Source organism: Streptomyces sp. NPDC020965 (assembly GCF_044333555.1).
In the GTDB taxonomy this organism is placed as follows: Bacteria; Actinomycetota; Actinomycetes; order Streptomycetales; family Streptomycetaceae; genus Streptomyces.
The window spans coordinates 783,482-795,698 of record NZ_JBIRRE010000002.1; the positions used below are offsets into that span (position 1 = coordinate 783,482).

A 12,217-nucleotide genomic window follows, 5' to 3' on the forward strand; every position below is an offset into this window, starting at 1 on the left:
CGATCCGTGATATCAGGTCGAATTCTCCGAACTGTACATCTCCCATGCCTTGCGACCCTAGCATCGCTGTCTCTCGAATTCGAGAAGTAACGCCGCCCCAACCGGGCATGGTCATCCTTCCGCGCGAATGTGTAGTCGACTCGACTTGTTGCCGGTGATAGGAATGGATAGGCCCTGCCCGTTCCTTTAATTGGCGCAGGATGAGGAAGGATGGCGAATATGCCGGAATCCGCGATGCTCGTGGCCGAGTTGGAGCTTGAAGTTCAGGATGTCTCGGACGAGAACTGGGACGCGGTCGTCTCGGTGCTGTCCGCGGACGACCTCGACACGATGGCGCTGGCCAGGACAACCAGCACGACGGGAACCACGACCACCGGCGGCGGTTGCATCAACACCAGCGGCTGCTGAACAGCCCGCCCGCTCGGTCCAGGTCCAGGATTCTCCGGGCTCGACCGGGTGCTCTTCGGTATCGGCGCAAGTGGGTCGATCGGCGAGGAGTGAATATGTCGGAATCAGCGGTACTCGCGACTGAACTGGAGCTTGATGAGGTTCAGGATGATTCGGACAGAACCGGGGCGAACTCGTCCCAGTGCTGTCCGTACGGGAGCGAGTAGGTATTGCCGTCCCCGCACTGAGGCGCGCCTTTTATCGGCCGCTGAGTGACGGCTGCTGAATTCCTTCGATTGCCCGGGTGGGCCAGGTGCCACCGGCCCACCCGGGCGCGCTGCAACGAGAACCCTTCTCCGAATGAGGCTCATGACCACCCACGTCACGGCCGCGCCCTTGACGACTCTCGTCTCGCCCCTCGGCCTTGTCTCCCGCGTCCAGCCCTTGCAGAAGCTCCGTGGCCTCGATCGGCTGGAGATCTACTCCACCGAAGGTGGTAGCGGCCGGCCGGGTGAGTCCGCGCCGGACGCCGAAGGCAGCGGGAGTGGGCGGGTCCTCGGCGACGCCGATCTCAGCCGTACGATCGCCATCGCCGAAGGCGCCGAGCGGTATGCCGGTACCAATCTTCACCACGAGCCGGTCTGGGCGAAGGCCACGGAACTGGACGGCCCCGTACTGGACACCTCCCGGCTGCCCCGCTGCTCGGAACGTGAACTCGCGGACTCACGCTGCCGCGTACGGCCCTTCTCGGACGAAGCCCGTATCCGCTGGGTACGCGGGGTGGACCTGATCGGTGGCAACGAGGTCTGGGTGCCCGCCGCACTCGCCTGCTACGGGCTCCGCGGCACACCGGACGAGCGTTTCGGTCCGGGCATCTCGACCGGGTTCTCCATCCACACCGATATGACCCGCTCGGTCCTCGGCGGGGTCCACGAGATCCTGGAGCGGGACTCCATCGCGCTCACCTGGCTCCAGCGGCTTCCGCTGCCGCCGTTGGCCGACGAGGTCGTGACGGACGACGCCCGCCAGCTGATCGACTGGAGCCGGCGGCGCTTCATCGACACGTACCTCTACGACGCCACCAGCGACATCGGTGTGCCCACGGTCTTCGTCCTCCAGTCCGCCCCTCATGACGACCAGGTGCGGATGATCATCGGCGCGGGTAACGGCCGGAGCTACGGCGAGGCCGTCGACCGCGCGATGCTGGAGACGCTGACCACCCGGGGGCTGTTCTACGGCGACGATCAACCGCGCGACGACTACGCGGAGTTCCACTCCGTCGTCGACGGCGCCCGGTTCATGTCACGGCCCGAGCGGGCGGGCGCCTTCGCCTTCCTGCTGGACGGTCTCGCCGAACGGACACCATCCGCGTGGGCGCCGGAGCTGCCGGAGGACCCCGAGCGTCAGCTCGCCGCCATCCTTTCCCGCCTCGCGGACGCCGGGATGCAGGCCGTGGCCGTGGACCTGACCTCCAGCGAGATGCGGGGGGTGGGGCTGAGCGCCGTCGCCGTCGTGATCCCCGACCTTCAGCCGATGTCCCTCAATCCGCTGGCCAACTTCCGGGCGCACCCCCGCCTCTCCACCGCGCTCGCCCGCATGGGCCATGCCTGCCCGACCGAGGAGGAACAGAACCCGTGGCCAGTGCCGTTCGCCTGACCGATGTCGGTGTCGTGGGGGTCGGCGACTTCGGCGTCGCCGTCCAGCAGCAGCTCACCGGACGGGGAGCGCAGGCCCTCCGTCCCGGCGACATCACGTCCGCCGCTCCGGACGGCATCCGGGCCGTCGTCCTCGCGCTCTGGCGGCCCATGACCGAACTGTGCGACCAGGTCGACGCCGCCGCCCACGCGTCCGGGTTCTCCTGGCTGCCCGTGGTCGCCGAGCACCCCCACATCACAGTCGGACCGAGGGTGGCACCGACGTCCGGCCCCTGCTACCGCTGCTATCAGGCCCGGTGGACGCAGCACGCCACCCAGCCCGAGAGCCATGCCCTCCTCACCGCGGCCTATGACGCGGACGACGCGGTCGGTGTCCGTGGACATCTCCCCCACCATGTCCGCACCGCGGCGGGTCTGGCCGTCCTCGCCCTCCACACGGCCACGCCCGGACGGGTACAACACGCCTCGATGGACAGCGGCCAGATCGTCGGCCACCGGGTGGTGCCCGTTCACGGCTGTTCGCGGTGCGGAGCGGACGACGAGTCCCCGGGTGCCGACGGCGTACTCCTGAAGCTGGCCGCCGCACTGTCCACCCACTCCCAGGGAACACACAGGTGAGTGATATGAACCCGGCAAGACTGGCGCCCGCGCTCGTCCAGGGCGTCGCCGTCGTCGACGGCCCGGACCGACTGCTGATCGAAGGAGGCCCGTCCCGGCGACTGTTCACCGGACGGGCCGCGACCGAGGTGCTGCCCCGCGTACTGCCCCTCCTCGACGGTCGGCACGATCAGACCGCGCTCGCGGAACGTCTGGGCCTGACGCCCGCGCAGCTGACGCAGGTGATCACGGCGCTCGACCGGAGCGGTCTCCTGGAGTACGGAGCCGATCCGGAGCCGCCGGGGGACGCGCACCGCACCTATCTGTCCAGGAGCCTCGGTCTGACCCGCCGCTACCGCAATGCGCGGGAGGTGTCCGAGGCGCTGGCGGCCTGTGCCGTCGCCGTGGTGGGCCGGGGCGCCGATGAGCTGGCCGAGGATCTCCGTACGACAGGAGTGGGGAGCGTCCACCAGGGCGCGGACGCCGTCGGGGCCCTCCCCCCGGCCGCCCACCGGCTGGTCGTCGCGGTCGGCGAGGACGACTTCGACGCCCTCGCCGAGCGGTGCCGCACCACTTCGGCCCCGCTGCTGCGGATCGCCGGTGACCGCGACCATCTGGAGGTCGGACCCTACTTCTCCGGTACCGACACGGCCTGTGCGTCCTGCTTCCGGGCCGGCCGGCGGGCGAAGGGCTGGCCCTCCGGCCGGCTCGCCCCCGAAGCGCTCACCCTCGCCTGTGGTCTGGCCGCGACGGAGGCCGTCGCCCTGCTCACCGGCCTCACCCGGCCCCGGACCGGACGGCGGATGATCCGGTTCGACCTCACGGATCTCCAGTCCGACGAGTTCGATGTGACCCCCGAGCCGGGGTGCCGGACCTGTGGCGTACGGGCGGTGAACGGCGGCGACGAACCCGGCGTGGCCGCGCTGCTCTCCGAATGGCTGGCCTCCCGGCCGTCAGCCGAGCAGTCGGCCGGATCGAAGAGGCGCGAGCGGCCGACGCTGCCGAACGACCTCCGCCCCTCCCCGCGCGTCCCGCTCACCGAGGCCGGGCACCTGCTTCCGGCCGGACTGGCCGATGTGCTCGCCGCGGCGGACGCCCGGCCGGCGGCGGACACCTATGTCCTGGGCGCGGCGGGCCTGCCCCACCCCGTTCACCGGCTCGAACCGGGCTCGTCGGCCCTCTTCGCCACCCGGTCCGACCTCATGGCGCAGGACATCGTCCTCGCCGGGCTGCCGCCGTCGCCCCTGGCGGTCCTCGTGTTCGTGGCGACACCCGCCTGGCTGTCCTGGCGCTGGGGGGCCGAAGCCTATCGACAGGCGCATATCGAGGCGGGGTTCGCCCTGACCCGGGTGCGTCAGGCGGCCGGTGACCGCTTCCGCTGTGTGCCGGCGTCCGGAGCCGACCCCCGGCTGCCGGAGCTACTGGAGCTGTATCCCCGGCAGGAGTCGGTGGCCGGTGTGGTGGGGATCTACGGAAGGGGTACGGGTGCCACTGCTGATCAAGCACGCTAACTACACGGAGCTGAGCACTCGCGCCGCCGCCGTGCCGAGGGGCTGTGGAGTGGCACTGCCTCCCTTGAGCCGGACGGGCGGGGAGCGTTCCGGTGAACGGGCGGCGGGCCACGCGGAGCTGCTGGAGGCGGCCCGGATCGGCCGCACCTCCGCGCCGGATCTGCGTGTCCTGCTGCTTCTCCGCGGCCTCGACGGCTGGGCGCCCGGCATCTACGAACCGGTGAGCGGGGTGCGCCTCTCCGACGCCGAAGGGCCCTGGAACGGATCCGCGATCCTGCTCTTCGGCGAGGTCGCGGAAGCCGGGGCGGGGTACGGAGCCCTGCTGACATCCGCCGGTGGCGCCCTCGCGGCGATGCGCGCCGCCCTGGCCGGGCACGGCGTGCCCGCCGTCATCGACACCCGGCCCCGCCCGGGAGCGGGCATCACTCCGGACGGGTCCGGAGACCATCTGTGCACACTGATCGTCGGGAGTACGGCATGAGCGAGTGGCTGAGGATCTCTCCGACTCCGGAGGTCACCCTGACCTCCGGACCGGATCTCGCCGGGACCGTCACGATCCATAGCCCGGCGAGCGACCCGGTGGTGATCAGCGACCTCGACCATGGTGTGGCCGCGGCACTGACGGAGCTGTCCCGCACGCCCCTGACCATCCGGGACATGACGGAACTGGCGGCCAAGGAGGGACCGGCGAGCGATCCGTCCGTACTCGCCGTCACGATCACCCGGCTGCTCCGGGCCGGACTTGTCCGGCTCCAGAGCGTCGTCGGTCAGCGGGAGATCGCCGAAGGCGTACTGATCTCCGCCCGGGGCGAGTGCGCCCCCGTCACCCTGGGTGGGGAGCAGACGGTGCGGCTCTCGCGATTCGCCCATCTCATGCGCAAAGGAGAGGAGATGGTCGTCGAATCCCCCACCGCCTTCGCGCGGGTCACCCTCGCCGATCCGGCGCTCGCCGCGGTGATCGGATTCCTCGGTCGGGCCAGGACCGTCGCGGACCTGTGTGCCATGTCCTCGTGTACGGCGGCGGACACCGAGGCGTTCCTCCATCTGCTGGTCGCCCTCGGTCTGGCCGGGGCCACCGATGACTCCGGTCTGCTGGCGGAGGAACGGGACCCGGACCTCGTTCCGCGTGAGTTCCACGATGTGCTGCTGCACCAGCTCAGCAGGGACGGCCTCGCCGACCGGGCGACCGGTGGGGTCTTCCCGTTCCTGGGAGCGCAAGCACCGCTGCCGGCGCTGAAGACGATGCCCGGAGAGCTGATACCGCTGCCGAGGCCCGATCTGGACGCGTTGGTGGCCACGGATCCGTCCCTGGCCCGGACCATGGAGACACGACGGTCGATCCGCACCATGGGGGAGAAGCCGTTGACCCGGGAGCAGTTGGGAGAACTCCTCTTCCGGGTCGCCCGGGTGAAAGAGATCATTCCGCCTGGCACCGATGCGGAGGGGCGCCCTCCCTACGAGAGTTCGCGGCGCCCGTACCCGTCCGGCGGCGCCTCCTACGACCTGGAGTTCTACCTCACGGTGCGCAAGTGCGTGGGGATCGCACCGGGCCTCTACCACTACGACCCGGTGTACCACGGGCTGCGACTCGTCACCGCGAACGCACGCCGCTACATCGCCCTCATCGACGACGCCCATGGATCCACGGCCCGCCACACGGTGCCCCACGTAGTCCTCACCCTCGCGTCCCGGTTCAACCGCCTGGCCTGGAAGTACCGAGGCATCAGCTACGCGACGACCCTGAAGAACGTCGGTGTCGTCTACCAGTCCGTCTATCTGGCGGCGACCGCGATGGGCATCGCCGTCTGCGGTGCGGGCGGTGGCAACTCCGCCCGGTTCGCCGCCGCGACGGGGATCGACCCGATGGTCGAATCCTCGGTCGGCGAGATGATCATCGGTTCCCTGCCCGAGGACAGTTCATGACGGGGCCGGCCACGGCACCCGACGGCAGGGCCGGGACCGGGCACGCGCCACCGCTCGCCCTCCGCCGACTGCTGATCGTCGTCACCGGTTCCCTCACCGCCGCCTACGTCCCGGTCCCGCTCACCCTGCTGCGCCATATCTCCCCGGAGACGGAGGTACGTCTGGTGCTCACCCGCAGCGCCACCCGATTCGTCACCGGCGAGGCGCTCGGCGCGATCATCGGGCGGGAAGCCGTGCTCGACGCCTGGCCCGACGAGCACGCGGCCGGGGCGCTCCATGTCGAACTGGCCGAATGGGCGGAGGCGGTCGCCGTCTATCCGGCGACCCTGCACTATCTGGGCCGGCTGGCGCAGGGGCTCGCGGACACCCCCAGCCTGCTCGCCCTGCACTGCACCCGGGCGCCGATCACCGTCGCACCGGCGCTGCCGCCCGGCGGCTGGCAGAGCCCGGTGGTGCGGGAGCATGTGGCCGCGCTGACGCGCAGACCGGGGGTGGAGGTGGTGCCACCGGTGCCGACGCGGAGTGCGACCACGGGGCGTAACGACGGCTGGGGGCCCGCGCCGATGCTCCAGGTGCTGCGGGACCTGGACGCCCGCGTCCATCCCGCGGTCGACGCCCCACCCGGGGGGTCGGACGCGCACCCCTCGGCGGCGGAACGTCCCGTACCCGAGGCCGGCCCCTCGGTGAAAGGCCACCCCGAGCCCGGGCACCACCCGGCGACGGAGGCCGCACCCGCCACGGAGTCCGCCCCCGCTCCCGTGACCGAGTCCGACCCCGCTCCCGTGCTCCCGACCGGCGCCTGAGCGCGAGCCCAGCAATCCACCGCCCTTTCCCCCTCGCCGGAGGTACCGTGCCGGACATCCTGTTCCTCAGTCGCGGCCATGGTTTCGGTCACGCCGCCCGCGATCTCCGCATCATCCGCTCCATGCGCCGGCAGCGGCCGGATGTGCGGGTCACCCTCCTCGCCGCCGGCAGCGCCGTCGACTACTACCGCATGCGGGACATCCCCTGCTGGGACCTCGGCATCACCGACGCGGAGGACATGACCCGGGGAGCCGCCGAGAAGGTCTGGCGGACGCTGGCCGGGATCGCCCGGCCCGATCTGGTGGTCTCCGACGAGGTGCTCTGGGCGATGCCCTTCTGCCGGAAGATCTGGAAGCTGGACTGTCTGCTGCTCACCGACTGGTTCTACGCGGAGCGCGGCCTGCCCGAGCACGACGCCTATCTCGACCACGCCACCGGGATCACCGTCCTGGACTTCTCCGCCGCCCATCCGGGGCCGTTCCGCACGACGGCCCCGGTCACGTTCAAGGGGCCGGTCGTCGAGGAATTCCCGGGGGACCGTGCGTCGGCCCGGCGCGGGCTCGGGATCGACGGCGGTACGGAGATGACGGTGCTCACGCTCGGGGGCATGGCGGCTCGTGCCGAGAGCCGTCGGATGACCCGGGCGGCCCTGGACGCCTGGTCCGCCCACGCCTCCCCGGGGAGCGCGCTGTTCGTCCTGGCCGACCACCCGGGGGACGGGTTCGGTCCCGCCCCGGACCGCGTGGTCTGGACCGGGCTGGTCCCCGATCCGGAGCGCTACTACCGGGCCGCCGACCTGGTCGTGGCGGATGCCATGGGGACCTCCGTCTGCGATCTGATCCACAACGGGGTTCCCGTGCTCGGCATGACCGACCCCGAGGCGTGCTTCCCCACCTCGTTCGACCTCCGCGTGGACCGGTTGAACGCCGCCGGGCTCCTGGTCGCGGCCGGCTCCGGCACCGCTCCGGACGACCTCTGGGACCTCGCGGAACGGGCCCGCAAGACCACGGGGAAGGCGGCCGACCCCGACCGGAGGGACTCCTTCGAGTGGACGACGGGCGACGAGATGGCCGCCGACCTCCTGTCCCGGCTCCCCTGACCGCGAGGACCGCGATGACCGCGAGGACCACGATGCGCGGGGCGGCTTCGCCATCCACACCGGGCCGGCGCCGTACCCCGGAACACCCCCGTACCGCCGCGACAGACCACGGCAGGGCGCAACAGGGCGAGAGTCCGCTACCGAGAGTCCGATGAACATGAATGAGAGCCCGATGGACGACATCGTCGTCCGACCCGTCCCGACCGCCCCCGCCCCCGGCGCGGTCCGGCTCAGCCCGGTGATCATGACGCACCCCAGGCGGCTGGTCATGGCCAAGACCCTCGGCGCCGAACTGGGCGTCCCCGACATCGTGCTCGACCCCGAACCCCACGCCGCGCCGAATCCGCTCCGTACCGCACGGGTCGCGTGGAGCGCGGTCGCCGACGGCGCCACCCATCACGTCGTGCTCCAGGACGACATCAGCGCGAGCCCCGAGGTGCTGGGCCAGATCTCCGCGGCCGTCGCCCAGTTCCCCGGCGCCGCGATCGCCTGCTACGCCAACTGGGACACCCGCAACGGCGAGCTGATGCGGCTCGCCGCCCTCGCCGGCGTCGACTGGGTGCGGGCGAGGCACGAGGAGTACGTTCCGGTCCTGGCGCTCAGCCTGCCCGAACAGGTGGCGCGGGCCCATCCCGACGGCACGGCGAGGTTCGACGCGAAGTACGACGACTCGGCCATGTCCTACCACCTGGGCGAGCAGGGGTGCCCGGTCTACATCCCCGTACCGGCACCCGTGGAGCACATCGGAGACGACAGCATCTCCGACATGAACCACCACGGCATCCGGCGCTCGGCCGTCTTCGCCTCGGATTCGGAACTGCTCGCCCCGGGGAAGGGGCGGACCGTGCTGGAGCGGATCGACTTCATTCCGTTCCTGCGGTTCGGGGAGTCGATGGTGGTCCTCGACCATCTGGTGGGGGACGGCGGGACACCGCTCTGCGTCCAGTGGTCGGAGGCGATGCCGCACATCGGAGTGGGGTGGGACGCACTCTTCGAGGACGGTGCGGAGGTGTCGGAGGCCGGGGCCGCTCCGCTCTGGCGCGAGATCGGCGATGCGCTCGGGACCGACTACACCCATGCCTTCTGGGTGCACTGCTTCCTGGTGGGCTGGCAGGTGGAGCGGATCTCCCGGAAGGTCCCGCGAGCGGCCCGCGCCCATGGGCCCGAGCGGCGGTCCCGGGTGGCGGAGATCGCGTTGTCCACCATCGGCATCGGTGGACTGCCACGGCTGGAGCGCGCCCGGGTGTCGGAGGAACTGCGCCGTACCCTCACCGAAGCGGCCCGGCGGCGCGTCGCGGCCGGGCGTCGGGCGGCGACGCGCCCCACCGGCTGACCGCGGGTACGGGCGAGGGATCCGGGGCGACCGCCCCGGATCCCGGCCGTCGGGTCAGTTGGGGCGCTTGAGCCGGGCCACGAACTTGTACCGGTCCCCCCGGTAGACCGAACGCACCCACTCCACCGGCTCATTGTTGCCGTCCACCGAGTGCCGGGAGAGCATCAGCATCGGCAGCCCGACGTCCGTGCCGAGCAGGCCGGCCTCGCGCGGTGTCGCCAGTGAGGTCTCGATCGTCTCCTCGGCCTCCGCGAGGTGGACGTCGTACACCTCGGCGAGGGCGGTGTAGAGCGACGAGTACTTGACGAGCGAGCGGCGCAGCGCCGGGAAGCGCTTCGCCGACAGATGGGTGGTCTCGATCGCCATCGGCTCACCGCTCGCGAGCCGCAGCCGCTCGATGCGGAGCACCCGCCCGCCGGTGTTGATGTCGAGGAGTTCGGCGAGGGTGTCGTCGGCCGTGACATAGCCGAGGTCGAGGAGTTGCGAGGTGGGCTCAAGGCCCTGGGCGCGCATGTCCTCGGTGTACGAGGTGAGTTGCAGCGCCTGGGCGACCTTGGGCTTGGCGACGAAGGTGCCCTTGCCCTGGATCCGCTCCAGCCGCCCTTCGACGACCAGCTCCTGCAGCGCCTGCCGGACGGTCGTGCGCGAGGTGTCGAATTCGGCGGCGAGGGTGCGCTCCGGCGGTACGGGCGTCCCCGGGGGAAGGGTTTCGGTCATGTCGAGCAAGTGGCGCTTGAGCCGGTAGTACTTGGGAACGCGCGAGGTGCGCACGAGCGCAGCGCCGGGGGTCTCGGTGCCGTCCGCCTCTTTGGCCATGCCCTGTCCGCCGGGCTGGTGTGCTGCTGCCGTCACCGATTCCTCCATGTCTAGATGCACATCGTGGCACGGGCCGGCCCGCGGGCGTCACTCGCTCGGGCGCCCCCCGGTGGGGGCGACGGGCACGAGTGCCCCCTCTTATACACCGTGGGCACCGTGTCTGGTCTAGTCCATCGCGCAATGTTGCCGCCAGACCCTACCGGGGGGCCTTCCGCTGGTCAGGGTCGCCCCCGGCAGGGTCTCTTGGGGGCTCTTGGACCCGATGGCGGGGAACCTCCGTGTCTCGTGCACGGGACTCCCGAAATGCTGGCGCGGGGGGCGGGTGAGACGCGAGGATGGCCCTCCCCGAAGATGGTTCGTACCAAGGGGTGCGCATTGCCCGCTGTGACCGACGATGCGGGTGCGGTCCGGGGGAGTTGTGGGGACGGTTGAGAAAGAATGCCCACCCCTCTGAGAGCGCAAGCAGGCGATCAGATGTCGGTCTGGTAACGGACGGGTTGGGGCTTCTGACCGAGTCTTGACAGCCCGAAAGGTCTAGGCCAAGCTCCCGGGTACTGGTCTAAACCACTAAAGGACCGGTTCCCAGCCCCACGAGCAGTACTAGCAGCAGCTTTGGTGTACGAGCAGTACTAGGCATCAGCTTCGCGGTGGGCAGGGTTCGCAGACATCCCTGAGGAGGGTGGCGTGAAGCGCAAGCTCATTGCGGCGATCGGCGTCGCGGGCATGATGGTCGGCATTGTCGCATGCGGTAGCGACGACAAGAAAGACAGCGGCAAGTCCGGAGCCGATGGCTTCAAGGGCCAGACGCTGACGTTCTGGGCCATGGACGGTTCGACTCCCGACCAGTGGCTGAAGGACCTCACCGCTGACTTCGAGAAGCAGACCGGTGCCAAGCTCAAGTTCGAAGAGCAGGCGTGGAATGGCATTCAGCAGAAGCTGACGACGTCCCTCTCCGAGGAGAACCCTCCGGACGTCTTCGAAATCGGTAACACCCAGACCGCTGCTTACGCCAAGACGGGCGGCCTCGCCGAACTCGACGACCTGAAGAAGGGAATCGGCGCCGACTGGTCCGAGACCCTGAACAAGGCATCCGTCATCGACGGCAAGCAGTTCGCCGCTCCGTGGTACTTCGCCAACCGCGTCGTCCTTTACAACAAGACTGTCTTCAAGGAGGCCGGTATCACCGCGCCCCCGAAGACGCGCGCCGAGTTCTACGCCGCGCTCGACAAGATCAAGGCGAAGGGCAAGGAGCCGATCTACCTGCCCGGCCAGAACTGGTACCACTTCGTCGGTCTCACCATCGGCCAGGGTGCCGAACTGGTGAAGAAGGACGGGGACAAGTGGGTCTCCAACCTCGCCGACCCGAAGATCGCCGCGGCGGCCGAGGAGTACAAGAAGCTCCAGGCATATTCCAAGGCGCCCAAGGACAAGGACGAGGCCACCCCGCAGCAGGCCGACATCTTCGCCAAGGGCAAGACCGGCGCCTTCATCGGCATGGGCTGGGAGGCCGCCACGGCCATCAAGGCCAACCCGGCCATCGAGAAGGAGATCGGCTACTTCACCATCCCGGGTGAGACCGCCGACAAGCCCGAGGGTGTCTTCCTCGGTGGCTCCAACCTCGCCGTCGCCCAGGGCAGCAAGAAGCAGGAGCTCGCCAAGAAGTTCCTGGAGATCGCGCTCAGCGACAAGCACGAGGGCGCGCTGGCCAAGGTCAGCGGAGTCATCCCGAACAAGGAGTCGCTCAACACCAACCTCGTGGGCAACCCGGTCGCCGAGGCGGCCGCCCCGTCCGCGAAGTTCGGTGGCACCACCCCGCTGATCGCCGAGTGGGCCGCTGTGGAGAACGCTCCCAACCCGATCAAGACCTACCTGACCGCGGTCCTGAACGGTAAGAGCCCCGCCGACGCTGCCAAGCAGGTCGAGGGCGAGCTGAACAAGCGCCTCCAGCAGAAGCAGTAAGGCACAGGTGGTCGGGGGGGGGGGGGCCCCGGGGCCCCGCCCCCCCCCCCAAACAGGGCCCGACCCCCGGTATGAGTGCCCCAAGAGCCAAGGGAGTGATTGGCACCGCCAGACCCAGCACACCCAAACGCCC

Annotated in this window: 11 protein-coding genes; 10 read left to right on the plus strand and 1 reads right to left on the minus strand. The window is 70.2% G+C overall.

From position 1 onward, the window contains the following. Positions 1 to 219: 219 nt before the first annotated feature. The 9 genes from ACH4S7_RS10385 (at position 220) to ACH4S7_RS10425 (ending at position 9,309) form a co-directional block, all read left to right on the plus strand. A complete protein-coding gene (locus ACH4S7_RS10385; RefSeq protein WP_398520677.1) occupies positions 220 to 408 on the plus strand; it encodes a hypothetical protein in 189 nt (62 codons plus the stop codon). A 348-nt stretch (positions 409 to 756) separates the two neighbouring features. Further along, the gene (locus tag ACH4S7_RS10390; RefSeq protein WP_398520678.1) at positions 757 to 2,043 is read left to right on the plus strand and encodes a YcaO-like family protein; all 1,287 of its coding nucleotides are present in this window, start codon (positions 757 to 759) and stop codon (positions 2,041 to 2,043) included. Further along, positions 2,022 to 2,660, plus strand: a complete 639-nt coding sequence (locus tag ACH4S7_RS10395; protein ID WP_398520679.1) for a TOMM precursor leader peptide-binding protein — start codon at positions 2,022 to 2,024, stop codon at positions 2,658 to 2,660. The genes ACH4S7_RS10390 and ACH4S7_RS10395 overlap by 22 nt, the downstream gene beginning before the upstream one ends. Positions 2,661 to 2,665: 5 nt before the next feature. Next, positions 2,666 to 4,150 carry a TOMM precursor leader peptide-binding protein gene (locus tag ACH4S7_RS10400; RefSeq protein WP_398520680.1) on the plus strand — a complete coding sequence of 495 codons (1,485 nt, stop codon included), beginning with the start codon at positions 2,666 to 2,668 and terminating at the stop codon, positions 4,148 to 4,150. Then, positions 4,125 to 4,631, plus strand: coding sequence for a hypothetical protein (locus ACH4S7_RS10405; protein WP_398520681.1), 507 nt, complete (start codon positions 4,125 to 4,127; stop codon positions 4,629 to 4,631). The genes ACH4S7_RS10400 and ACH4S7_RS10405 overlap by 26 nt, the downstream gene beginning before the upstream one ends. Continuing rightward, a complete protein-coding gene (locus ACH4S7_RS10410) occupies positions 4,628 to 6,073 on the plus strand; it encodes a SagB family peptide dehydrogenase (protein ID WP_398520682.1) in 1,446 nt (481 codons plus the stop codon). The genes ACH4S7_RS10405 and ACH4S7_RS10410 overlap by 4 nt, the downstream gene beginning before the upstream one ends. After that, on the plus strand, positions 6,070 to 6,876 hold the full coding sequence (locus tag ACH4S7_RS10415; RefSeq protein WP_398520683.1) for a flavoprotein: 807 nt from the start codon (positions 6,070 to 6,072) through the stop codon (positions 6,874 to 6,876). The genes ACH4S7_RS10410 and ACH4S7_RS10415 overlap by 4 nt, the downstream gene beginning before the upstream one ends. A gap of 47 nt (positions 6,877 to 6,923) precedes the next feature. Continuing rightward, complete coding sequence (locus ACH4S7_RS10420) at positions 6,924 to 7,976, plus strand: glycosyl transferase (protein WP_398520684.1); 1,053 nt, start codon at positions 6,924 to 6,926, stop codon at positions 7,974 to 7,976. Between the two features lie 151 nt (positions 7,977 to 8,127). Continuing rightward, on the plus strand, positions 8,128 to 9,309 hold the full coding sequence (locus ACH4S7_RS10425; protein WP_398520685.1) for a hypothetical protein: 1,182 nt from the start codon (positions 8,128 to 8,130) through the stop codon (positions 9,307 to 9,309). 54 nt (positions 9,310 to 9,363) lie between these two features. Here the strand turns inward: ACH4S7_RS10425 and ACH4S7_RS10430 are convergent, their stop codons facing one another. Continuing rightward, positions 9,364 to 10,125, minus strand: a complete 762-nt coding sequence (locus ACH4S7_RS10430; protein WP_398520736.1) for a GntR family transcriptional regulator — start codon at positions 10,123 to 10,125, stop codon at positions 9,364 to 9,366. A gap of 684 nt (positions 10,126 to 10,809) precedes the next feature. Here ACH4S7_RS10430 and ACH4S7_RS10435 point away from each other — a divergent pair. Continuing rightward, on the plus strand, positions 10,810 to 12,084 hold the full coding sequence (locus ACH4S7_RS10435) for an extracellular solute-binding protein (protein ID WP_398520686.1): 1,275 nt from the start codon (positions 10,810 to 10,812) through the stop codon (positions 12,082 to 12,084). Positions 12,085 to 12,217: the final 133 nt, after the last annotated feature.